Origin of the sequence: Prevotella heparinolytica (assembly GCF_002998535.1) — a bacterium.
Taxonomy (GTDB): domain Bacteria; phylum Bacteroidota; class Bacteroidia; order Bacteroidales; family Bacteroidaceae; genus Bacteroides; species Bacteroides heparinolyticus.
Genome location: NZ_CP027234.1, coordinates 2775623 through 2799893 on the forward strand (window position 1 = coordinate 2775623; position 24271 = coordinate 2799893).

Genomic DNA, 24271 nt, shown 5'->3' on the forward strand with positions numbered 1-24271 from the left:
TTTGTTTCGATTATCATTTACAGTTTTTTTTCCATATCCGGAACCAGAGTTGGGGATAAGGATGTGCAACCATGCCACGTTGAAAAATTATACCAAAAAAACGAATAGAACAAACCATGGATGGGCAGATGAAAACAACTGCCGGGATTCACTCCCATATTTAGGCTGCCTCAGCCGTATGCTTGGAAGTAGTTTTGAAATGAATAAAAAATGCCATGAGTTACCCCCCTTTCTTCAAAAAAAAATCGTCGAACGGGAGTTGATTCTGTCTTTCACAGAGGGTATGCGCTTTTATCATCTTTTTGTTTTCTTCTTGTCCATAGCGAGCACTTCCACAAGAACATGACAAGAACATGATAAGAACATGGTACGAACATGGTGCGAAAGTAAAATGACTGCTTTTTTATGTGTGTCCAATCGTGTCGAACCGTTGAAAAGCCGGAATAAATTCAAAACAGATTCTTAGGGTATCTCGGTCGTATACATAGGTGTCTCCTCTTCAGAAGGTGTTCTGTGAGGGGGGGATAGGAGTTTTCTGCTTTCTTTGTAGAAGCGTGTTTTGATGGATGGTAAATGTTTATTACATGAAGGCGTCTTCCCGACAGAAAACTTACATCCTGTAGGAAAGACGTCGCTATAGGTGCTGCGTCTCCAGCCTCTTGTGAAGAATGTGCTTTTTCGATGTGATATCGTTATGTATGCAGTTCCAGTACGAACCTTGCTCCTTTGGCATATCCGTCGTCCAGCGTCAGGCTGCCGTTCATCTTGATGGCTATCAGCGAGCAGATGGGCAATCCGAGACCGTCGCCCTGAGCCAGGTCTTTTACTTCGGTAAAGGGTTTGAAGATGTTTTCGCGTTGCTCTTCGGGGATGCCGCAACCGGTGTCGCTGACGATGAACTGATGGGTGTGTGCGCCGCGTTTCTTGAAGTCGAGCCATATCTTGCCGCCGGCAGGGGTATATTCGGCTGCGTTCGCAAGCAGGTGCAGCAACACCCGTTCCAACTGTTCCGGGTTGACTTTTACATTCAGCTTGGGCGCATTGACGGTGAGTATGACGTCTTCGCGCACTTTCCCCCTTATCTTATCCATGAGATTCTCGCAGAAGGCGGAGATGTTTTTCTCTTGCATCTCATAAGGTTCGGACAAGGAGTTCTCCAACTCGGAGAGTTCCTGGATGTGGGTGGAAAAGGCATGCAGCGCTTTTACGCCCGGCAGTGAGGCGTCGAGTGTGTTCAGGGTAGGTTCCATCTGGGTGGAGATGTTCCGGATGAATTTGGTCTTCAGGTCGTTGTGCTCGTTGGCAATGTTGATGGCTTTCTTCTGTTTGCGGGTAAGCACGATGAAGCGAAGCAGCACGATGCCCCCGAACAGCAAAGCGGCGGCCAAAATGGCGGCCAACGCGCAAAGGCCGATGATGATGTATTGCTTGGCGCTCAGCGAGTCGTCTTTCTCGCCGATGGTGGCGAGGCTTTCGTCATACTTCTTCTTCAAGATGTTCAATTCGTCTTGTGCGGTAAGCGCCTTTACGGAGTCGGTCCATAAGATGTACTTGTCGTAGGTTCGTGCCACAAGTCCGGCATTATTGGCCTTGCGGGCTATGCCGATAAGCGTCTTGTAACAGTCGTCCACTTTGGCATACTCCTTCTGCTCCTTGTATTGTCCTATCAGGCGGTTGATGGCGGCATCGCCCTGCGCGTTCATGCCGAAAGTGTAGTAATAGTTGGCCTGCGTATAGAGGAGGTCGTTGTTCAGGGAGTCGTTGCGGGCAGACTTGGCCGTTTCTTCCATCAGGTTGAGTTGCTCTTTGGCGCGTGCGGGATTCTTCAGGTTGATATACATCTGCAAGCGCTCTTTGTTGATGCGGAAACGCAGGCCGGGCAGTGCTTTGCCGCTTTTCTGTTCGCCGGCAGCCACCACTTGCTCCGCACCGCGCAGCAACTCGAAAGCCTCTTTGTAATAGTTCTCCCGATGATAAAGTGCGGCGGCGTTGACGCCGCATTCCACGGTCTTGTCATACTTGTCTTGTGAGGCAAAGGCGTTGTAGGCCTGCAGGAAAAGGTAGCGGGATTTGATGTATTCCTTTTTCGCAAGGTTTTCTTGCGCTTGTTTCATCAGTTCGTCCGCGCGGTTTTGCGCATAGACTTGAGTGCAGAGGCATAAGGCACCTAAAAGGAGTATGCTGAAAATTCTTCTCATACGTTATTCTGTTTTATTTGCATACAAAGGTAAAATAAATAATCAGTACTTGAAACTGCTTCCTCCTAAAAATTCTCTCAACAGCGAGGTTGGCGGTATTTCCTTGCCCTGAACGGGTGTGAAATATTTGATAAACTTCAGCAGCCGGTAGGCCTCGGAATATTCGGGGCAGTTGCGCGGCACGCTGTTGAGGATGGGCTCGGCATGGTTGCGTAGCACGGCGAACTCGAACAGCAGGGCGGAATTGAACATGACGTCGGCATTCTCCTGATAGGGGAATATCCACTTGTCCTCGCCGGCACGCACGCTGGGCCAGCGCGAGATGGTTTCCTGTGCCGAGTAGCCGCGGTAGTTGTAGTCGCGGATGATGCGGCGCAACAGGCGGTTGTCGGTAGTGGGAATCCAGTTGTGGTCGTCCAGTGAAATGGTGGTGAGGGCCGACACGTAAATCTTATATTTGCTTTGGGCGGCAATGTGCGGCGTCAGTTCGGGGTTCAGGGCGTGGATGCCTTCGAGGATGAGGATGGTGTGGTCGTCGATGCGTAGTTTTTCGCCACTATACTCTTTCTTGCCGAGGGCAAAGTTGAAGCGCGGAATTTCCACCTCTTCGCCCCGGAGCAATGCCTGCAACTGGGTGTTGAAGAGTTTGAGGTCGAGGGCGTAGAGCGATTCGTAGTCGTAGTTGCCGTTTGCATCGCGCGGGGTGTCTTCGCGGTCTACGAAGTAGTCGTCCAGCGAGATGGGGTATGGGTGCAAACCGTTGGTCATCAGTTGCACGGACAAGCGTTTGCTGAAGGTGGTTTTACCGGAAGAGGAGGGACCGGAAATAAGCACCAGTTTCACGCGGTTGCCGTTCTCGCTGCGGCAATAAATGTCATCGGCGATTTGGGCAATCTTTTTCTCCTGCAAGGCTTCGGCCACATTGATGAGGTCGGTGGCATGTCCTTCTTCGCAAGCAAGGTTGCAGTCGCCCACATTGCTCAGCCCCATGATGTAGTTCCAGCGCAGATGCTCCTTGAAGACATCGAGCATTTTCTCCTGCTTCACCACTTCTTCCAGCACATCGGGCTTTTCCTTGTTGGGGATGCGCAGCAACAGGCCGTCGTAGTATTTCACGATATCGAACAGGCGGATGTAGCCTGTACTGGGCAAGAGGTTGCCGTAATAGTAGTCTACGGTGTTGCCCAACGTATAATAATAGGTATAGAGCGAACCGGAGGTTTCCAGCAGCTTCACTTTGTCGTTCATGCCCCGCTCGCTGAAGATGCGCACGGCTTCGGTCGTGTGGCATTCTACACGATGGTAAGGAATATCCTCGGCAATGATTTCCTGCATTCGTTTTTTGATGGCGGCTACGTCCTCCAGCTCAATGAGCCGGCCGATGCGCAGGTTGCAGAAGTAGCCTTTGGAAACCGGGTGTTCTACATACAGCTTGCCTTCGGGAAACAACTCGCTGACGGCCTTATAGAGTACGAAGCAGAGCGAACGCACGTAGGTGCGCATGCCCGAAGAGTCGCGGATGTCGAGAAACTCCACATCCTTGTTGTTGTACACACGGAAGTTCAATCCCTCGGAACGATTGTTCACCTTTGCACTGACCACCTGATAGGGGAAATCAAGATTAAAACCGGAATAAATATCCGAAAGTGAACTTCCGATGGGGAATTCTTTGGAAATATTATTATTTTTGCAACAAATTTGTAACATGTGTTTCATAATGTTTCTTTTTTATTGATTTACACGCTAAATATAGGATATAATAACACATGGGGCAACGAACCCTTTAATTAATTAAAGATGGAATATTCTTTTTATGATTTTTTAAAGCTGCTCGGCTCGCTGGCTTTGTTTCTCTACGGAATGAAAATAATGAGCGAGGGGCTTCAAAAATTTGCCGGTGACAGACTACGGAAGATTCTCACCGCCATGACAACCAATCGAGTGACCGGCGTGCTGACCGGCGTGCTGATTACAGCGTTAATCCAGTCTTCTTCTGCTACCACGGTGATGGTAGTGAGTTTCGTCAACGCCGGACTCTTGTCTCTGTCGCAATCCATAGGCGTCATCATGGGTGCCAACATCGGTACCACCGTCACGGCGTGGATTATTTCGGCTTTAGGCTTCAAAGTAGACATAGCCTCCTTTGCCCTTCCTCTTCTTGCTTTCGGCATTCCCCTGATGTTCTCCCAAAAAAGTTCGCGTAAGTCTATCGGAGAATTTATTTTCGGCTTTTGCTTTCTCTTCATGGGGCTTTCGTTGTTGCAGTCCAATGCACCCGACCTCAGGCACAACCCCGACATGCTGGCTTTTGTGCAGGATTATACGGACATGGGCTATTTCTCCATCCTGCTGTTCGTAGGAATCGGAACCATCCTCACGATGATTGTGCAGGCATCCGCAGCCACCATGGCCATCACGCTCATTATGTGTGCCAATGGCTGGATCAGTTTTGAGTTGGGCGCGGCGCTGGTGCTGGGAGAAAACATTGGAACAACCATCACGGCCAATCTTGCGGCGTTGACCGGCAACACGCAGGCGCGCAGGGCTGCTTTGGCGCATTTGGTGTTCAATGTGTTCGGTGTGATGTGGGTGCTGTGTCTGTTCACTCCTTTCACCGGAGCCGTGTCGTGGTTTGTGGAGAATGTGATGGGGACGAAAGACCCTGCGGTGGCTGTATCCTTTAAGCTTTCGGCGTTCCACACTTGTTTTAATATCTGCAACGTGCTGATACTGATTTGGTTCGTGAAGTTCATCGAGCGTACGGTTTGCGCTATCATTCCAATGAAGGAGCAGGACGAGGAGTATCGCCTGCGCTTTATTTCCGGCGGTATGCTCTCTACGGCAGAGCTTTCCATCCTGCAGGCCAGCAAGGAGATTCATCTGTTTGCCGAACGTATCCGCCGCATGTTCGGGATGGTGCAGGATTTGTTGCATACGGAGAAAGACGATGAATTCAACAAGTTGTTCAGCCGTGTGGAGAAATACGAGAACATCAGCGACAGCATGGAACTGGAGATTGCCAATTATTTGAATCAGGTATCAGAGGGACGGTTGAGTTCGGAAAGTAAGTTGCAGATACGTGCCATGTTGCGTGAAGTGACGGAGATAGAGAGCATCGGCGACAGCTGTTATAATCTGGCACGTACCATCAACCGCAAGCGTCAGACCAATCAGGACTTTACGGAAAAGCAATATGAACATATACACTTCATGATGAAGCTGACGGACAACGCTCTTTCTCAGATGATCGTCGTTATAGAGCATCCTGAGCATGCAAGCAGTGACGTGAACAAGTCGTTCAATATAGAAAATGAAATCAATAACTACCGCAATCAGCTGAAGAACCAGAATATTCTGGATGTGAATAATAAGGAGTACGATTATCAGATGGGTGTCTACTACATGGACATCATTGCGGAATGTGAAAAACTGGGCGACTATGTGGTGAATGTGGTGGAAGCCGGCAGCGATATAAAAGAAAAGAAAGTGTCTTAGGACACTTTCTCGAAATCGTCTTTGCCTACGCCGCAGAGGGGGCATACCCAATCTTCGGGGATGTCTTCGAAGGCGGTGCCGGGTTCAATGCCGCTGTCCGGATCACCTAATTCAGGATCGTAAACGTAGTCGCAAACTGTGCAAATGTACTTTTCCATAAAACTTGAAATTTTAATTGTTTCTATCTGTAACACGCAAATCATTTGTTTTGTTTACTCCTTGAGTCGTTTTTTTGTTGAACGGTGTGGAAATGCTGTGGCACATCACTTTTTATTACTACCTTTGCCTCCTAATTAAATCGGAAAATTTCCATGATTGCGACAAAGGATGATTATAGTCATATCGGTCTGACCGATGAACAGGTGCTGAAGAGCCGCATCGAGCATGGGGTGAACTTGTTGACACCTCCCAAACGCCCATCTTTGTGGAAACTCTATCTGGAGAAGTTCGAAGATCCTGTGGTAAGAGTGTTGTTGGTGGCGGCTCTGTTTTCTCTGCTTATTTCCATCGTGGAAAATGAATATGCCGAAACCATCGGCATTATTATGGCCATTCTGCTGGCCACCGGCATCGGCTTTTTCTTTGAATACGACGCCGGAAAAAAGTTCGACCTGCTGAATGCCGTGAACGAGGAAACTTTGGTGAAAGTGATTCGCAACGGTCGTGTGCAGGAGATTCCCCGTAAAGAAGTAGTGGTAGGCGACATCGTTTTGCTGGAGACCGGTGAAGAGGTGCCCGCCGACGGTGCATTGCTGGAAGCTGTTTCCCTGCAAGTGAACGAATCGAACCTGACCGGCGAGCCGGTAGTGTCTAAAACCACTGTGGAAGCTGACTTTGACGAGGAAGCTACATATGCTTCCAACCACATATTGCGCGGTACCACGATAGTGGACGGGCATGGGTCTATGTGTGTGGAGGCGGTGGGCGATGCTACGGAAATCGGTAAGGTGGCCCGCCAGAGCACTGAGCAGAGCACGGAACTTACTCCTCTGAACATCCAACTGACCAAGCTGGCCAACCTGATTGGGAAAATCGGTTTCTCTGTGGCGGGACTGGCTTTCCTGATTTTCTTTGTAAAGGATGTGGCACTGGTTTATGACTTTGCGTCTTTCCATACCTTCCGCGACTGGCTGCCGGCCCTGCAAGCCACTTTGCAATATTTCATGATGGCCGTGACCTTGATTGTGGTGGCCGTGCCCGAAGGTTTGCCCATGAGCGTCACCCTCAGCCTGGCTTTGAACATGCGTCGCATGCTTTCGACCAACAACCTGGTGCGCAAAATGCATGCTTGCGAAACGATGGGTGCCATTACGGTAATTTGTACCGATAAGACAGGGACGTTGACGCAAAACCTGATGCAGGTGTATGAGGCGAATTTCGGCGGATTGAAGAATGGTAGCGAGTTGGGAAATGACGACCTCAGCCGGTTGGTGATGGAGGGAATCAGCGTCAATTCCACCGCTTTTCTGGAAGGGGGTGCGTCCAGCGAAAAGCCGAAAGGCGTGGGTAATCCGACGGAGGTGGCTTTGCTGCTCTGGTTGAATGAGCAAGGTAAAGATTATCTTGCCCTGCGCGAACAAGCCACTGTCATTGATCAGCTGACTTTCTCTACGGAACGGAAATTTATGGCCACTTTGGTGCACTCTCCCCTGCTGGGAAAAAAGATTCTGTATGTGAAGGGTGCTCCGGAGATTGTGCTGGGCAAGTGCAAGGAGGTGATTTTAGACGGCAAGCGTGTTGACGCGTCGGAATATCGCCCGGCAATAGAGGCACAGTTGCTCAACTACCAGAATATGGCAATGCGTACCCTTGGTTTTGCATTCAGGGTGATGGATGAGGAGGAACAGGAAATAGGAAAAGAGATACAGGAAAAAGTAAAAGACATGTCGTTCTTGGGAGTGGTTGCCATCAGCGACCCCATTCGTCCGGATGTGCCTGCCGCCGTCGAAAAATGTCGTTCGGCAGGTATCGGCGTAAAGATTGTGACGGGTGATACTTCCGGTACGGCAACTGAGATAGCACGCCAAATAGGCTTATGGCTGCCGGAAGATACGGAGCGCAATCGTATTACGGGAGCAGCGTTTGCCGAACTGACCGATGAAGAGGCGTTGGACCGTGTGATGGATTTGAAGATTATGTCGCGTGCGCGCCCCACGGATAAGCAGAGGTTGGTGCAACTGTTGCAGCAGAAAGGGGCGGTGGTGGCTGTGACGGGCGACGGAACCAATGATGCCCCGGCTTTGAACCATGCCCAAGTAGGTCTTTCGATGGGTACGGGAACTTCCGTGGCCAAGGAAGCCAGCGACATAACCTTGCTGGACGATTCTTTCAACAGTATAGGTACGGCTGTGATGTGGGGGCGTTCTTTGTATAAAAACATACAGCGTTTCATCGTGTTTCAGCTCACCATTAATTTCGTGGCACTTTTCATCGTGCTGTTAGGCTCTTTGGTGGGTACCGAACTGCCACTCACCGTGACGCAGATGCTGTGGGTGAACCTGATCATGGATACGTTTGCCGCATTGGCACTGGCATCCATTCCACCCGGTGAGGGTGTGATGAAAGAGAAGCCGCGTAAAAGTACGGATTTTATCATTACCGGCTCTATGAAAGCTCATATACTGGGCATGGGCTTGGCCTTTCTGGCTGTACTGATGGGGATGCTTCTTTGGTTTGCCCATGAAGAAGGTGGGATGACGCCTCGCCGCTTGACGATTTTCTTCACGTTCTTCGTCATGCTTCAGTTTTGGAATCTCTTCAATGCACGTGTGTTCGGTACTTCGGATTCGGCATTCAAGGGTATCACCAAGTCGTATGGAATGGAATTGATCATACTTGCCATTTTGGGCGGACAGATACTGATCGTGCAGTTTGGCGGTGCTGTGTTCCGCACCGTTCCGCTTGATTTGTCCACTTGGATGGCGATTGTGTCTTCCACGTCTCTTGTATTGTGGATGGGCGAACTTGTCCGTCTTGTGCAGCGTTTAATACGGAAATAGGAAAAATGAGAAAGAGAGGAGTTAAAAACCTTATTATTGATTTCGGTGGCGTGCTGATAGATTTAGACCGTCAACGTTGTATCGAGAATTTCAAATCTTTAGGATTTCAGGACGTAGAGGCAATGCTGGATGTCTATCATCAGCAGGATTTTTTTCAGAATTATGAGAAGGGGCTGATAACCGGTGAGGAGTTCCGCGATGTGATTCGTGGAAAGATAGGAAAACCGGTGACCGATGCGCAAATAGACGATGCATGGAACAGCTTTTTGGTAGGCATCCCGGTGGCTAAGCTGAACCTGCTTTTGAAGCTGCGTAAGAGTTATGTGGTCTATCTGTTGAGTAATACCAACGACATCCATTGGCAATGGGCGTGCAAGCATGCGTTTCCTTACAAGGGTTTTCGGGCAGAGGACTACTTTGAGCAAATCTTTCTTTCTTACGAAATGAAAATGGCGAAGCCTGACGCGGTGATTTTTCAGAAGGTGTTGGACGAGACAGGTATTCTTCCTGAGGAAACGCTTTTTATAGATGATTCCGAGGCCAACTGCCGCGTTGCGAAGACATTAGGTATCTCTACCTACACGCCGCAGGCTCACGAAGACTGGAGCCACCTCTTCGGCCACCGGTAGTGAGTGCATGCAGATGATGCGTGCTGTGTGGTGAATGACGAGAAGATAAATTAAGAAATATAGAGAAGTGCAATTGCTTTGTGATACATCAGATTTTGCCGGCCGCCCAAGCGCAGCCACCATCGGTTTTTTCGATGGAGTGCACCGGGGGCACCGTTATTTGATAGAACAAGTGCGTGAGGTTGCTGCTGCGCGTGGACTTGTCGCATCGGTCATCACTTTTCCGGTGCATCCGCACAAAGTGATGCAGCCCGATTCTCGTCCTGAGTTGCTGACTACCTGCGACGAAAAAGTCTCCCTGCTTGCCCAAACGGAGATTGACTATTGTATCATGATTGACTTCAGTCCAAAGGTGGCCCGGCTTTCGGCAAGGCAGTTCATGTCGATTCTGAAAGAAAGTTACCGGGTGCAGGTTTTGGTGATTGGCTACGATCATCGTTTCGGCCATAACCGGAGCGAGGGCTTCGACGACTATGTGCGCTACGGACAGGAGCTGGGTATAGAGGTGCTGCTTGCACGTGCCTACTCTTATAAGAAGAGAACTGTAGATAAGCATAAAGCAACAGCCTTGGAAAACGCTGTTGCTGAAAAGACAAACGTAGTAGAGGGAACTGATGCGGAGAACACTGCCGTGGCGGCAGAGCGGACAGTCAGTTCTTCCGTCATCCGTCAATTGCTGCTGGGGGGTAACGTTGCGGCGGCGGCGGAATACCTGGGATATGATTTCTTCTTGAACGGTACGGTGGTAGGCGGTTATCGGGTGGGGCGGACAATAGGTTTCCCCACGGCCAATCTGCGGGTAGACGATCCGGATAAGATTATTCCTGCCGACGGAGTCTATGCTGTTCGTGTATTTGTAGCCGGAGTGGAATATGGCGGCATGCTGAGTATCGGCTATCGCCCTACGCTAAGTAACGGGTCTGACCGCAGTATCGAAGTCCACATCTTTCACTTCAATGCCGATATCTATGATCAGCCGATGCGCCTTTCTTTTGTGCGTTATATGCGTCCGGAACAGAAGTTCGATACGGTGGACGAGTTGGTAGCCCGCATCCGTCAAGACGAAACGGAGATTAAGGCAATATTGTCTTGAGCATGGTCGGGTGGGGCTTGTGTTTTGAGATAAGCGGAAGCGGGTTTCGCGGATTGGCTTGATTATTTATGAGCCGAATTCGTGAAACCCGCATCATTTATGCCTATAAGCGGCTGCTGAGGGCTTCGGACCGGAATCTTTTCAGGTAGGTTATTCTTCCCAGTCCGGTATCGCTGCCGACGGGTCGGGGTTCAGCACAATGGCTTTGTTCTGGTTGGACTCATACTTGCTGAAGTAAAGAGTGAACCATGGTGCACAGTATCCTTCGATGGAGTTAAGACGGAAACCGACGGGACAGTTCGTTCCCGGATAGCCGCGTGTGACGGAAAGATTCAACCGTTTGTAGTCCCAATAAATGAGACCTTCGCCCCAGAACTCTATGCGTTTCTGTAGCATGAGCGCTTGGCGGAATTCATCCATCGTGCCGGCTGTGCAGGTGTATGAGGCATAGCGGTATGTCTGCATGAACGACTGGAGGGCAGCAACGCCTTCGGCCACTCCCCGGCTTCCGGCGATGGCTTCGGCTTCGATGAAATACATCTCTTCCACACGCATCAAGGGGTAATCCACTACCGCCCCAATCTTATAATCGTCTACATTGCCCTCTTTAGGCTTGAATTTCAGGTTAGTATAGGCCGGCAGATAGGTAAAGTAGCTTGGAGGAAGAATGGTGCGGTATTTCTTTCCCGGAAGTTGGCCTGCATCTTTCGGCGCTATCCAAGTGGCTTTTCGCCAGTCATCGTCCGCTATCTGCTCAAACAATCGGCTGCTGATGATGCGGATGGCCCAGTAGTAGTAATTACCTACACCGAAATTCTGTTCGGGGCTTATCATGCCGATGAAGTTGATATAACTCGAATACATGTTGTCCTTGGTCAGCATGGAGCCCCACATCCATGAAGCGGAACCGATGGAGTTGAATGCTGTAGCGTAATCTTTGCCTCCGAACCATTCTTCTTCGGTCAGCGGAATAGCCCCGCTCTGTTCGATGGCTTCGCGTGCATAGCGTGCAGCTTTGGCGTAGCAATCTGTTGCCGACGCCACTTCTTGATTGACATGCTCCTTGATGGCAGCCAATGCTTCCGGATTCTTCTCCGTGCGGGTTGCTATATCCAACCACAGGCGTGCCTTCAATCCATTTATCACAGCCTTATCCGGCAGATTCTTCCGTGGACGTACATAGTCCTTGAGCAGGATTTCGGCACTTTCCAAATCGTCCAAAATGAACTTGTACATTGTATAGTAGGGAGCGCGCGGGTTGTTGCGGGCATCGACCTCCGTAGTTTGTTCGGTCACGATGGGTACGGTCAATCCGTACACATTGTTTTCGCGCGCCTCGTCATCGAGCTTTGCTATGCCGGTTTTCTTATATTCGTAGAAGCGTGCCATATCCATATAAATCATGGCTCGAAACGCCTTGGCAATACCTATGTATTGTTTGCTTGTTCCATCGGCCGTGGCCTCGTCCACCACCCGAATCAAGTTATTCGTATTGTTCAGGAATTTATAATAGTAATAGTATATGGCATTTGCCATAGCGTTTGCCGAGAGTTCTTGGCATGTGCCGAACCAACTGAAATAGTCGTAATAGGCATCATATACATAGAAGTCTTCGCACATTACATCGCGTGTGATGCCGAAAGCCGAATAGCCGAAGTCGAAACTATAGTCCAGTCCGTAGGTGTTGTATGCGTTCACAAAGTTCACAATCGCATTGATCTGTCCCATTTGAGCTGCTGATGATTCTGCCACTTGTTGTGCCGTGGCTATGCCGCTTTGTGGAAAAGTCTCTTCGATGCAACTGCTTATGCACGGTACAGACAGCAACCAAAGTGCAGCGTTACGAAAGATTGTTCTTGTTTTCATGATTTCCGATTTTTTTTAGGAAGTTGTGACTTAATTAAAACTGGAGCGTAAGTCCTGCCGAGAAAGTACGCACGGGCGATACGGTTTGTGTGGCTCCTACGCCGGTGACCGACATTCGGGGATCCATCCCTTTCCGTTTTGACCAGTAATAGATGTTGTCGGCCGATACGTATACCCGCAAGCTGCTTACCTGCAAATGCGAGAGTACGCTTCGAGGCAGTGTATATCCAAATTGTGCATTCTGGAAGTTCAGGTAGCTGCCGTCGATGAGGAAGCGGTCGGACTGAGCCGCAGTGTTTTGGTCGTTGAAGTGCCAGCGCGGAATGTTCGAACCGGTATTTTCGGGCGTCCAGGTTTTTGCTACATCCTTGTGCATGCGATATCCCAATCCGTCGGGAGTGGGGTTGCCCATCAACGAAGCATAACCGTAGTCGTACGTCTTTCCGCCCAGCGAGTAAGTGAATTGCATGGAAAAGTCGAAGCCATAGAAGCTGAGTGAAGTGCCGAAACCGCCGAAAGCATCGGGATTCGGATTGCCGCACAAGTAATAGTCACCGGTAGAATAGGTTGTGGTAGTCTTTTCTTCGCCGGTTTTCTTGTCGGTATAATACCATTGCGAAAGCCCCTTGTCGGAAACGCCGGCATAGCGCTTCATATACCAAGTGTTTATGGGTAATCCTTCTCCGTAGTAGCGTGCACCGTTAAAGTAGCCCTGATAGCCGTTTACCTCTTGAGTTTTCTTCTCATCGGGCAAAAAGCTTATTCGGTTTTTATAAGCAGTCAGGTTCATGTTGATGTTCCAACGCACATCGCGGGTGTCGATGGGGGTATAGTTCAGTTCTAACTCCACGCCGCTGTTTTTCATATCTCCTACGTTGTCATAATAGCCGGCATAACCCATGGAGAGGGGAACCGTAAACCAGTTGAGCATGTCTGTTGTCTTACGGTAGAAATACTCGATACCGCCCGACAGTTTGTGTTTGAAAAATGAAAATTCCACACCCATATTCACATTTGTATTGGTTTCCCATGTGATATTCTGCGTACCTCGTCCGCTGAAGCGCAAAGCCAGTTCGTCATTGCTGTTATCTATGGCGTAGCGGTCGGTGTAGTGATAGTTGCCGATGTTGTCATTGCCTTGCTGGCCAATCGACCCCTTCAGCTTCAATTCGTCTACCCAAGAGAGGTTAAACCACTCTTCTTTGGCCATCTGCCAAGCTGCTCCGAGTGAGTAGAAGTTTCCCCATCGGTGGTCGGGATGGAATCGTGAAGAAGCGTCGCGGCGGAACGAGGCCGAGAAGAAGTATTTATTGTCGAAATCGTACAGGCCACGGAAGAAGAACCCTTCGGTGTTGTAATCGCTGGCCGATGAGGATGCCTGACCTGCATCGACAACGGCACCGTCCAACTCGTGATTTCCCCAATAGGAGAACATGTTTTTCTTGGCTGCGCTTAATGTTACATAGTTATATTTATAGTATTCATGACCTAACAATGCAGAAACGTTGTGCTTTCCGAAAGCGTGTGAATAGTTCAGCAATTGTTGCAGATTGAGCGTTGTGGTGCGGTCGTGACTTACGCTGATGTATCCCTTATCTTTGGCAGAGTAACCATAGAACGGGTTGGATGTGGCAAACCCCCTTCCTTCGTTGACTGTGGTGCCTGCCGTAAAGTTGAATTTGAAGTCCTTAAGAAAGATTATGTCTACAAAGGCATTCCCGGTCAGTGTATTGCCTGTGGTACTCCCCAAGTCGATAATTGCCGTTTGCAACGAAGTGTTTGGTTGAAATGGGCGATTGATTCCGAGTAAAGACTCTTTGGTTCCGTAATCATAAACCTTTCCTACCTCGTTCGTCAGAATATTTCCGGAGGCATCGCGCAGGTAGACCGGATAGATTGGCGCAATGGCCTCCGTATATCCCGGCAATGTAACCGAAGACGATTCGGCTTGCGAAGCCACTTTCCTTCGGGAATAGTTGGCTGTTATCCCTATCTTCATCCATTTTTTTGCCTGGTAAGCTCCTTTAACCATGGCCGAATAACGTTCGTAGTTGGAGTTTGGCAATATGCCATCGTCTTTCAGATAACCGAACGAACCGTAAAGCTGAAGGGCATTGGTTCCACCTGATACATTGATATTGTATTCTTGTCTGAGTGAGGAACTATATGCTTCGTCCACCCAATCATCGGGATAGAGCAGATAATCTCCTGTTATACGTCCCAATGTTGCATTGGGGTTGAGCTTTCCATCTGTTCCTATCAAGTATTCTCCTTCGGGATAAGAGTAGACGTTGTAGGCCAGTCCGCCCTTATCTTTGGTTCCGTAGAGCATATTCTGGTTTGCCTTTACATGAGCCTCGGCCGCACTCAGTTTGCCATCGGCCATCAGCTGGTTGTATAGTGCGCGATAGTGCATCTCGTAATATTCGCCCGGGTCCTTGATGTAGTCGTAATCTATGGTTCCGCGTGAGTTTACTCCCCATTTGGCTGTAGCCGTAACCACTGCCTCACCCGCCTTGGCTTGTTTCGTGGTGATGATGATGACGCCGTTGGCTCCACGCGCACCATACAACGAGTTGGAGGCGGCATCTTTAAGCACTGATATAGACTCAACATCGCTGGGATTGATGTTGTTCCATCCGCCGGAATAAGGAATACCGTCGACAATGACCAAAGGAGAGGTGCCCGCATTGATTGATCCTATGCCGCGCAGGATAATGGCAGGAGTACTGCCGGGTTGCCCCGAACTGGCAGTCATTTGCAAGCCGGCCACTTGCCCGGCCAGCGATTCGAAAACGTTGGTCGTGGAGCGTTTCGTGAGTTTCTCCGAGTTGACGAATGTGGCCGAACCGGTGAATGCCGACCGTTTGGCCGTACCATAGGCCACTACCATTACCTCGTCCAGCAGTTTGTCATCTTCTTTCATCTCGATGTTGATAACGGTGCGTCCGTTCACCGGCACTTCCTGCGATTTCATGCCTACATACGATATCATCAGCACGGCATCTCGTGCTACGCCCGACAACGTGTATTTGCCGTTGACGTCAGTGGTACTACCCAATGTTTGGTCGTTCTTCACAATAATCGTTGCACCTATCACCGGTTGCTTACCGGAATCGGTGACTATACCTCTCACCGTCAGGCTTTGAGCCGCCAATGTAGATACAAAGAAGAAGCTGCATAAAAAGCCCCATGTTCTTTTCAGCAAAAATAAACGATGTTTTTCCATAACTAATTATATGTTAAAAAGTTTATGACCTAAAATCCTGCCAAGTTGGTGCAATACACGATGGGTTGAAAGCACGTTTCATAATAAAGCGACTTTAAGTAATGATTTGTTTGTATTTATATTTTGAAAGCAATAAATATCTGTTTTTATTTATGTTTTGAAGAGGTATTGTAATAATGAATTTGTTGGCAAATATATAACAAACTTTTAGGAAACAATATATTTTATAAAGAAAATAAAAGGCGTTGGATAATCCTATTGGAGTGCGCCGTGTTCTATAATAACGTTCGATATAATTCTACAAACACTTTTCTGATTATTAGAAGCATAGCGATAAAATACCTGAGCTCGGTACAGGTTGCTTTTGCTAAAATGAGGGCTGCATCTTGTCGGACAGCTATTTCCTTGAATGTCCCTGTTTACAGCGGTCAGGCAGGAGAGAGCCTTTTAAGCCGGGTACCCTCTCCCTGTTTTGACAGCTACAATTCTTTGTCTTGGCAGATGCAAGTGTTCAAGCCGACAGATACAAGTCTCTGACGTGACAGACACAAGTGTCTGAGCCGTCAGATACAGGTGTCTGACAAGGCAGGGGTAAATATTTGATAACCAACGGAATTTCACTTTAAAATACAACCCTTCGGGTGAGGTTATCGACCTGCTTCTTATCCCGAACGCAAGTATAAAATATTAAATTTATGGATGCCGGGGGGGGATTGTCGATACAAGGCGGGTTCATTCAAAACGATGAAAGGGAAGCTGTGTGCCGACAAGGATTATATGGGGACAGGATATATTTTCTCTTTATATATCGTGATTCGTTCTTTTTTTATTGTTTTTCGATAAATATTTGCTGTTTTTCTTTGTCATATCAAAAATAACATTTTTCTTTGCATATCGAAAAACGATAAATACTTATCGAAAAACAAAATAATAATTCATCTTAAATAGGAGGGAAAAACGATGGGAACTTTGGTAATGATACTGATTTTTACAGCAACGGTGTTGGTAAATCTTTTTGTGGCATAAGAAGAAGCAGGTGATTATGGGAACTTCGGTTAAGCTGGTATTTATATATTTTTTAATGCAGATTTTAGGGGCATTGTTTGCTGCGCCTATCGGCTTGGTGTATGGCTACGTTGTTTACGGTCAGCTGGCTGTGGCCGAAATACAGCCCATGCTCATGAGTATGGCCATGTTGTTCGGTTTCTTGTTTATGGGGCTTTATTTGTGGCGCAAGGGCTATTTGAAGAATGATGGACGACTGTATTCGCCTGTTTCGGCTTCTTATTTGGTAATAAGCCTGATTGCCGGATGGGGCATCATCTTCTTGGTGGATTTCGTAGTGTCGGGGCTTCACTTCCTGCCGGATTGGTTGGATTCCACGTTCGAAGCTCTGCAATCTGACATTTTGGGATTGCTTTGTATCACACTGCTGGGGCCGATTTTGGAAGAATTTTTATTTCGCGGTGCCATTACGAAAGTGCTGCTTCGGAAATACGATCCATGGACGGCAATCCTGCTTTCGGGGTTGATCTTCGGCATTTTCCATATCAATCCTGCACAAGTGGTGGGCGCCTGCCTTTCGGGCTTCCTATTGGCTTGGCTTTACTACCGGACGGGAAGCCTGATACCGGGTATCCTGATCCACATACTGAATAATACGCTGAGCGTTTACCTTAGTGTTACCTACCCCGATGCGGATACCGTACGCGAACTTCTGGGGGAATCGGTTTATCCTGTTTGTCTGGGTTTCAGTATTCTGCTGCTGATATTTTCACTGCTGATGTTGAATAAATATAAACTGCCTGATACTGATATAAAAAATCTTGAATTATGAAAAGACGATTGAACATCCTTTGTGTGATTGTGATGCTGGTGTTGAGCTACTCGGTGCTCGAAGCGGGTTATTATCTTTTTCTTGGTGTAAAGTTAGGTGCGGAAGCCGGCATAGAGATAGCAAAGAACAACAAACCGGACTCCTCGGAATATCGGGAGATGGTGAATCTGAGAGTTATTGGATTGTTGCCGCATGGGCTTTCTACAAAAGGCGTACGTCTTCTATCCGACTCGGTCTACAATGAAAAGAGCGGGAGATATGTGCCTGCATCCTATTCTTCTATGGTAATCAGTGTGGAAACCCATGCTCTTGCTTGGAAGAGAACGGTGAATGTATTGCTGGTCTTTTTGCATCTGGGGCTCTCGGTTTGGGGGATGGTGTTATTTATTCGGTTGATAATTTCCATTAATAAGTCTGATATATTCAACTGGCGGAATGTGCGTCGTTTGCGTCGTTTGGGCGTGGTGCTGATTCTTGGTTTCTGCTCTGTGTTGGCGGGAGCCTATATGGATTTGGCCTCTGTGCGTGAAGTCTTTTCGCTTCGCGGTTATGATTTAAGCCTTTCTGAAATGGCGAATGTCACCACTTTGGTGCTTGGCCTTTGCGCACTGATTGTGGGCGAGGTGTTTGCCATCGGGCTGAAGATGAAGGAGGAGCAGGATTTGACTATATAAAAAATGAGGAGAAGAAGCGAATGATTATAGTAAACCTTGACATAATGATGGCCCGAAGGAAGATCTCTCTGGGCGAGCTGGCAGAGAAGATGGATATTACTCCGGCCAATCTTTCCATATTGAAGACGGGAAAGGCGAAAGCCATCCGTTTTTCCACACTGGAAGCTATTTGTAAAATACTGGATTGCCAGCCGGGAGATATTCTGGAATATCGGGAGGGGGAGGAAGAGGAATAACTCATTCCCCTTCCTTTACCTTGAATGCCAGTGCGTACATCCGTATCTGTTTCACCATGGACAGCAATCCGTTGCTGCGGGTGGGAGAGAGGTGATCTCTCAAACCAATCTTATCTATGAAGTAGAGGTCGGCGTTCAATATCTCTTCGGGAGTGTGTCCTGAAAGCACCTTGATGAGCAATGCGATGATACCTTTTACTATCACAGCATCACTTTCTGCCCGGAACACGAGTTTCCCCTCTTCTTCGTCCGCCTGAAGCCACACACGGCTTTGGCATCCCTCAATCAGATTCTGTTCCGTTTTATATCGCTCGTCGAGCGGTTCCTGCTCGTTCCCTAAGTCGATGAGGAGTTGATACCGATCCATCCAGTCATCGAAATCGTTGAATTCGGCTATTACTTCATCTTGTAGTTCATTGATACTCATATCTATCTCTTTCCTTTTTATTCTCTTTTCTAATTTCTTTTTTCTACTTTCTCTGACATCTTTTTTTCTAACGCCTCACTTCTCTCCATACACCACTTCCAGTACCGTTTGCCCCACGGCATTCAGCGTAGCTTTGTCAATGAGGCTCATGTTGTCGTCCATCGTGTGCCAGAAGTCTCCGAACCCCTTATCGCTTTCGGGGTCGTAGCTGATGATATCTACGCAGGGAATCTTCCGGAGGTTATACACATATAAGTGGTCGTCGGTCACCTCGCTTCCCTGTTCTTTGGGGAAAAAGCTGCCGAATCCCAAACGGTGAGCGGTATCCCATATCTTCTTTACCTGCTTGTTGGCAGTGCGTAAGGAGAAGCGTTCCTGATAGAAGGTGGCATTCTTTCCGCCTACCATGTCCAGCAAAATGCCGAAGCGGGCATTGTATCCCTCTACGTGGGGGATGCGTCCCCAGTATTGCGACCCCAGGCACCAAGTGTGCGCTTTATACTCTCCCTTGTAAAAAGTAGGTATTCCGTAGTCTTCGGCATCGAAGAAGATGATATCTATGCCGATGGCGGGAGCTTGTTGTTGCAGTTGGCGGGCTACTTCGAGCAACACGCCCACACCGCTGGCACCATCGTTTACGCCGAGAATCGGTTTCTTGTGGTTCTTCTTGTCGCTGTCTTCATCGGCATAAGGACGGCTGTCCCAATGTGCACAGAGCAGAACCCGTCTTTTGCTTTCGGGGTTGTAGGCACCGATGATGTTGCGGGCTTTCAGTATGGTGTTGTCATACGTCACGAGGTCGGCATACTGGTTGTAGACTTTGGCTCCGAAGGCTTCAAGCTTACCGGCCAGAAAGTTACCGCAGGCTTTGTGAGCTGCGGTGTTGGGCACACGAGGCCCGAAGTCGGCCTGAATCTGAATATAGTGGTAGGCACTGTCGGCATTGAAGGGCGGCACGTTCACGGAGTTCGAGGCGATGGAGGCTTCGGGGCTGTCGGCCGGTTTATCACGTTTGTTGCTGCATGCCACTGCTGCTATGACCAGCAACATAAGCATCGGGATGAAGGTGTAATTTCGCTTCTTCATTGTTCTGTATTAAAATTTAATTTGACTTCTTTCTTATCTACAGTCAGCTCAACTTCGGCCCCGTTTATCAGAGGGACGTTCATGCTGACGTGACCGACAGGGAAATGAAAGCATACCGGATAGTCGTACTCTTTTACCAAGTCGGACAGTGCTCCGTATAAATCTTTTCCTAAGGATCTGGTCTCTTCGTATTCGGTGAACCGACCGATGATGAGGCCGGAGAGCTTTTCGAGTATGCCACCCAGTTTCAGGTTGTACATCATGCGCTCCACGGCATGAGGGCGTTCGCCCACGTCTTCGATGAAGAGGATGGTGTTTTCGGCCGGAATATCATACGGGGTACCGCGCAAGCCATAGAGCACGGCCAGATTGCCGCCACGCAGGATACCTCTGCTTCTGCCTTTCCGGTTGAGTTTGTGTCCTGCGCAGGTATAGCCACAGTCTGCTTCTTCTCCGAACGCATTGCCGAAGAGGATATTCCTTAGCGACAGCGTGCAAAAGTCGTCTTCCGGCTCTACGGTGAGGTGTCGTGCCATGGGAGCGTGCAAGGAAGCAAAACCGTTCTGCTGAAAAATATTGTGAAGCACCGTGATGTCGCTGAATCCGATGAGCCATTTGGGGTGTTGCTTGAATCGGGTGAAGTCCTGTTTCCCGGCCAGATGCACGGCTCCATATCCGCCGCGGCTGCACAATATGACTTTGGCCTTTTCGTCGTCCATTGCTTCTTGCAGGTCTTCGAGACGTTGGCGGATGCTTCCTGCATACGTTCCGTGCGAACCGTCGGCATGCTTTGCCAGTACTGCTTCAAGTCCCCACGACTCCAAGCGTTTGCAAGCCCCTTTCAGAAATGACTTGTCTATTTTGCCGGAAGGAGAAAGAATAATGACCCGGTCACCCTCTTGCAGGTGTGGAGGAAAAATAAGGCTGTTGCTCATATCTGCGATGTATTTTCTGCAAAAGTACATAATTCACCACAGAGGACACTGCGTGCCGCAGAGTTTTTTTGTTTATTTCACTGCTGCAATCGCAGAATAATTGTCTTTCCTCTTTTCGCAGAGCTGCTTTTTCGAGGAGAAATGCTTTGATATTTCGCCTCTTCTGCCTCTTCTTTCGGCGGTTTGTGTCAAAAGGATATTAAACATCCAAAATTTCAGGGTAATATATACTGTTTTTCTCGACATTTTTCTCGATATTTGCTGAAAATCTAACGTTATGGAACCAATTCGGAGTTTTAATCAGTTGACCGCTCATCTGAGAACCTTGAATAGAAGGAAACGTATTGCGGTAGTTTGCGCCAATGATCCCAATACAGAATATGCCATTGCACGCGCGCTTGAAGAAGGTATAGCAGAATTTCTGATGATTGGAGATTCTTCCATCTTGGAGAAATATCAAACCTTGAAGAATTATCCCCGATACGTCAAGACCGTGCATGTGGATGATCCCGATGAGGCTGCGCGCGAGGCCGTCCGCATCGTTCGCGAAGGCGGAGCCGATATCCTGATGAAAGGCATCATCAATACCGATAATCTGCTTCGTGCCATTCTCGACAAAGAGCATGGTTTGTTGCCCAAAGGGCGAATCCTTACCCATCTGGCCGTGATGCAGATACCTACATACGATAAACTGTTATTCTTTTCGGATGCGGCCGTTATTCCACGTCCCACGTTGCAACAACGCATCGAAATGATAGGGTATGCCATTGACACCTGCCGCCACTTTGGCATAGAGCAGCCGCGCGTTGCGCTGATTCATTGTACCGAGAAGGTCAGTGCGAAGTTCCCGCACTCGCTGGACTACGTGAACATTGTGGAGCTGGCGGAAGCCGGCGAGTTTGGCAATGCCATCATCGACGGCCCTCTGGACGTGAAGACCGCCTGCGAGAAGACAAGCGGCGATATCAAAGGCATCGTTTCGCCCATCAACGGCGAGGCGGACGTTCTGATATTTCCTAATATAGAGTCGGGCAATGCTTTTTATAAGGCTGTTTCCCTCTTCTCTCATGCCGACATGGCCGGGCTACTTCAAGGACCTGTTTGTCCGGTGGTATTGCCGTCGCGCAGTGACTCCGGACTTTCCAAATATTACAGCATGGCGATGGCGTGCCTGACTTGCGAAGGCGACTTGTGATGATGGGACGGAACTTGCCGTGTGTCTCTCTTTATCTTATTTATAACTCGTAATTTGTTAATGTCAACAATGCATATACTTGCCGTAAATCCCGGTTCCACATCAACAAAGATTGCTGTGTATGAAGACAAAACGCCCCTATTGGTGAATAATATTCGTCATTCGGTAGAAGAACTCTCCAAATATCCCCATGTTGTCGACCAGTTTGAATTTCGTAAGAATCTGGTGCTGGAGGCACTGGAGGCCAATGGCATCCCTTTCCGGTTCGATGCCATCGTGGGGCGTGGAGGCTTATTGAAACCTATTTCCGGCGGAGTTTACGAAGTGAACGATGCCATGCTGGACGATATTTCCCACGCCATGCGCAGTCATGCCTGTAACTTGGGATGCGTCATTGCTGCCGAGCTGGCTGCCATGTCACCCGGTTGCCGTGCCTTCATAGCCGATCCGGGAGTGGTGGACGAACTGGACGAAACGGCCCGCATCACCGGTTCGCCCCTGATGCCTCGCATCACCATCTGGCATGCTCTGAATCAGCGTGCCATCGCCCGCCGTTATGCTTCCGAACGAAACATCCGCTACGAAGATTTGAACTTGATTATTTGTCATCTGGGAGGTGGCATTTCCGTAGGTACTCACCTTCGGGGACGTGCTGTCGACGTGAACAATGCGCTCGATGGCGAAGGACCTTTCTCGCCCGAACGTGCCGGTACTCTTCCTGCAGGTCAACTGATAGACTTATGCTATTCCGGCCGCTTTACGAAAGAAGAGTTGAAGAAGCGCATTTCCGGCAGTGCAGGATTGGCCGCCCATCTGGGCACAACGGATATCCCGGCCATAGAGAAGAGAATCGAATCGGGCGACGAGCATGCCGAGCTGGTGCTGAATGCTATGATTTACCAGATTGCCAAATGTGTGGGAGCTGCCGCCGTTGTTCTCTATGGCAAGATAGATGCCGTTTTGCTTACGGGAGGGATGGCTCATTCGGAATACATCACTTCGCGATTGAAGGAGCGTATTTCTTTTCTTGCTCCTGTCCACGTCTATCCGGGTGAGGATGAATTGGAGGCATTGGCTTTGAATGCCTTGGGTGCATTGCGTGGAGAACTGGCTGTGCAAATTTATCGGTGATGGCATTGGGTGGGAAAGCCGCGTCGTCGGCATAATCGTGCCCATTCAAATTTTTCAGGCAAAAGTATTCGTAAAGAAAAAAAACTTATATCTTTGTCTTTGTGTTAAGTTAATAAATTGATTAAGGTCGATTTTTGACTGTTTCGGATCGGAAAGTATGGGGGTACTTTCCGATCTTTTTTATTCTGAAGGTTCGTATCGAAAATCTTTGTGTCTGCCCAAAAATCTCTCGATTAGATTGATTCCTCCTAAAACCAATTCTATGGAAGATACCTACACATTTCCCATCAATCATGTATTTTTTTATCCGTGATGCAAATTTCTTGCAAAAAATACTTGCTGTATAATAAATCTCTGTATATTTAGGCACAGTGAACACAGCGCTAATCGTTCAAATGTTATGATTAGGCACATAAATCTAATACTTTTATCGCTAAACTTCTGATAATAAGAAAAATATCTGGCAGATTATATCGGTCTCACGTTAACCTACTATTTTTCAATTACTAAGGTCGACTGATGAATAAATATAATTTTGCAAAAAGCATTAGTTGATCATTATGAATAGAGTTAAACTACTTCTGATACGATTTATCAATTCAATTCCACAAAGGGAGATACAACTTTTTCGTGGAGCTATTATTCAAGCTATGGGGTCGGCCAATGTGCTGTTTCACAACCATGAGGAAGGAGGCTTTCGTTATTCGTATCCTCTTATTCAATACAAGCGTATCGGTGGTAATGCCGCTATTGTCTGTGTTGGCGATGGGACAGAAGTGATTGGCGATTTTTTCTCCAACTGCAACTTTGATATCGTATTGGGCAACACTCCGTTGCATTTGGAGGTATTTCAGATAAAAGCAGAGCAGGTATTGATACAGGTCTGGGACGACCTTTTTTCATATACTTTGCGAAAATGGCTACCACTCAATCAAGGCAACTATCAAGAGTATATGCAATTGGAAAGTCTTTCAGAACAATGCGCTTTTTTAGAACGAGTCTTGACGGGCAATTTGCTTTCGTTTGCTTCCGGTCTAAATATCCACTTTGACCAAGAGGTGAAGGTACATATCACTGCCTTAGAAGATGTTCGTACCTATTCGTACAAAGGTATTCGGATGCAGGGCTTCGATATACAATTCAAGAGCAATGTAAGCCTACCCGACTACATAGGACTTGGAAAGAGTGTGAGTGTAGGATTCGGGGTGGTGAAAAGAACAATTAGAAAATAAACAATAAGT

At 48.3% G+C, this 24271-nt stretch carries 18 protein-coding genes; 10 read left to right on the plus strand and 8 right to left on the minus strand.

What is annotated here, in order from left to right; all coding sequences use genetic code 11:
* Positions 1 to 692 precede the first annotated feature (692 nt).
* Positions 693 to 2198, minus strand: coding sequence for a sensor histidine kinase (locus C3V43_RS11135; protein ID WP_106069871.1), 1506 nt, complete (start codon positions 2196 to 2198; stop codon positions 693 to 695).
* A 42-nt stretch (positions 2199 to 2240) separates the two neighbouring features.
* Entirely contained in the window at positions 2241 to 3914 is a 1674-nt protein-coding gene (locus tag C3V43_RS11140) for a nucleoside kinase (RefSeq protein WP_106069872.1), read from the minus strand.
* Between the two features lie 81 nt (positions 3915 to 3995).
* On the opposite strand from C3V43_RS11140, the gene C3V43_RS11145 reads away from it, so the two are divergent.
* Entirely contained in the window at positions 3996 to 5693 is a 1698-nt protein-coding gene (locus tag C3V43_RS11145; protein ID WP_106069873.1) for a Na/Pi cotransporter family protein, read from the plus strand.
* Here the strand turns inward: C3V43_RS11145 and rd are convergent.
* Entirely contained in the window at positions 5690 to 5851 is a 162-nt protein-coding gene (gene rd / locus C3V43_RS11150; protein WP_106069874.1) for a rubredoxin, read from the minus strand. The genes C3V43_RS11145 and rd overlap by 4 nt on opposite strands.
* 153 nt (positions 5852 to 6004) lie before the next feature.
* On the opposite strand from rd, the gene C3V43_RS11155 reads away from it, so the two are divergent.
* From C3V43_RS11155 to ribF, 3 genes are all read left to right on the plus strand, one after another.
* Complete coding sequence (locus C3V43_RS11155) at positions 6005 to 8692, plus strand: calcium-translocating P-type ATPase, PMCA-type (RefSeq protein ID WP_106069875.1); 2688 nt, start codon at positions 6005 to 6007, stop codon at positions 8690 to 8692.
* A gap of 5 nt (positions 8693 to 8697) precedes the next feature.
* Positions 8698 to 9321, plus strand: a complete 624-nt coding sequence (locus C3V43_RS11160; RefSeq protein WP_106069876.1) for an HAD family hydrolase — start codon at positions 8698 to 8700, stop codon at positions 9319 to 9321.
* Between the two features lie 67 nt (positions 9322 to 9388).
* On the plus strand, positions 9389 to 10414 hold the full coding sequence (gene ribF / locus C3V43_RS11165; protein ID WP_106069877.1) for a bifunctional riboflavin kinase/FMN adenylyltransferase: 1026 nt from the start codon (positions 9389 to 9391) through the stop codon (positions 10412 to 10414).
* A gap of 150 nt (positions 10415 to 10564) precedes the next feature.
* Here the strand turns inward: ribF and C3V43_RS11170 are convergent, their stop codons facing one another.
* Both C3V43_RS11170 and C3V43_RS11175 read right to left on the minus strand, forming a co-directional pair.
* Positions 10565 to 12280 carry a RagB/SusD family nutrient uptake outer membrane protein gene (locus C3V43_RS11170; RefSeq protein WP_106069878.1) on the minus strand — a complete coding sequence of 572 codons (1716 nt, stop codon included), beginning with the start codon at positions 12278 to 12280 and terminating at the stop codon, positions 10565 to 10567.
* A 34-nt stretch (positions 12281 to 12314) separates the two neighbouring features.
* Positions 12315 to 15509, minus strand: a complete 3195-nt coding sequence (locus C3V43_RS11175) for a SusC/RagA family TonB-linked outer membrane protein (RefSeq protein WP_106069879.1) — start codon at positions 15507 to 15509, stop codon at positions 12315 to 12317.
* 1042 nt (positions 15510 to 16551) lie between these two features.
* Here C3V43_RS11175 and C3V43_RS11180 point away from each other — a divergent pair.
* The 3 genes from C3V43_RS11180 to C3V43_RS11190 are packed head-to-tail and all read left to right on the plus strand — an operon-like array spanning position 16552 to position 18256.
* Entirely contained in the window at positions 16552 to 17346 is a 795-nt protein-coding gene (locus tag C3V43_RS11180; RefSeq protein ID WP_106070574.1) for a CPBP family intramembrane glutamic endopeptidase, read from the plus strand.
* On the plus strand, positions 17343 to 18020 hold the full coding sequence (locus tag C3V43_RS11185) for a DUF2975 domain-containing protein (protein WP_106069880.1): 678 nt from the start codon (positions 17343 to 17345) through the stop codon (positions 18018 to 18020). Before C3V43_RS11180 ends, C3V43_RS11185 begins: the two co-directional genes overlap by 4 nt.
* 20 nt (positions 18021 to 18040) lie before the next feature.
* Complete coding sequence (locus C3V43_RS11190; protein ID WP_106069881.1) at positions 18041 to 18256, plus strand: helix-turn-helix domain-containing protein; 216 nt, start codon at positions 18041 to 18043, stop codon at positions 18254 to 18256.
* A gap of 1 nt (position 18257) precedes the next feature.
* Here C3V43_RS11190 and C3V43_RS11195 read toward each other — a convergent pair whose 3' ends face one another.
* The 3 genes from C3V43_RS11195 to C3V43_RS11205 form a co-directional block, all read right to left on the minus strand.
* Positions 18258 to 18683 carry a SufE family protein gene (locus C3V43_RS11195; protein WP_106069882.1) on the minus strand — a complete coding sequence of 142 codons (426 nt, stop codon included), beginning with the start codon at positions 18681 to 18683 and terminating at the stop codon, positions 18258 to 18260.
* A gap of 75 nt (positions 18684 to 18758) precedes the next feature.
* Positions 18759 to 19769, minus strand: a complete 1011-nt coding sequence (locus C3V43_RS11200) for a M20 family metallopeptidase (RefSeq protein WP_106069883.1) — start codon at positions 19767 to 19769, stop codon at positions 18759 to 18761.
* Positions 19766 to 20704: a S66 peptidase family protein gene (locus tag C3V43_RS11205; RefSeq protein WP_106069884.1), complete on the minus strand. Its 939-nt coding sequence runs from the start codon at positions 20702 to 20704 to the stop codon at positions 19766 to 19768. The genes C3V43_RS11200 and C3V43_RS11205 overlap by 4 nt, the downstream gene beginning before the upstream one ends.
* Positions 20705 to 20981: 277 nt before the next feature.
* Here C3V43_RS11205 and C3V43_RS11210 point away from each other — a divergent pair, with 277 nt between their 5' ends.
* The 3 genes from C3V43_RS11210 (at position 20982) to C3V43_RS11220 (ending at position 24262) form a co-directional block, all read left to right on the plus strand.
* The gene (locus C3V43_RS11210; protein ID WP_106069885.1) at positions 20982 to 21899 is read left to right on the plus strand and encodes a phosphate acyltransferase; all 918 of its coding nucleotides are present in this window, start codon (positions 20982 to 20984) and stop codon (positions 21897 to 21899) included.
* Positions 21900 to 21968: 69 nt separating this feature from the next.
* On the plus strand, positions 21969 to 23030 hold the full coding sequence (gene buk, locus C3V43_RS11215; RefSeq protein ID WP_106069886.1) for a butyrate kinase: 1062 nt from the start codon (positions 21969 to 21971) through the stop codon (positions 23028 to 23030).
* Between the two features lie 560 nt (positions 23031 to 23590).
* Positions 23591 to 24262 (plus strand): CRISPR-associated endonuclease Cas6, encoded by a 672-nt coding sequence (locus C3V43_RS11220; RefSeq protein WP_106069887.1) that lies wholly within the window; start codon positions 23591 to 23593, stop codon positions 24260 to 24262.
* The last annotated feature ends 9 nt before the right edge of the window (positions 24263 to 24271 follow it).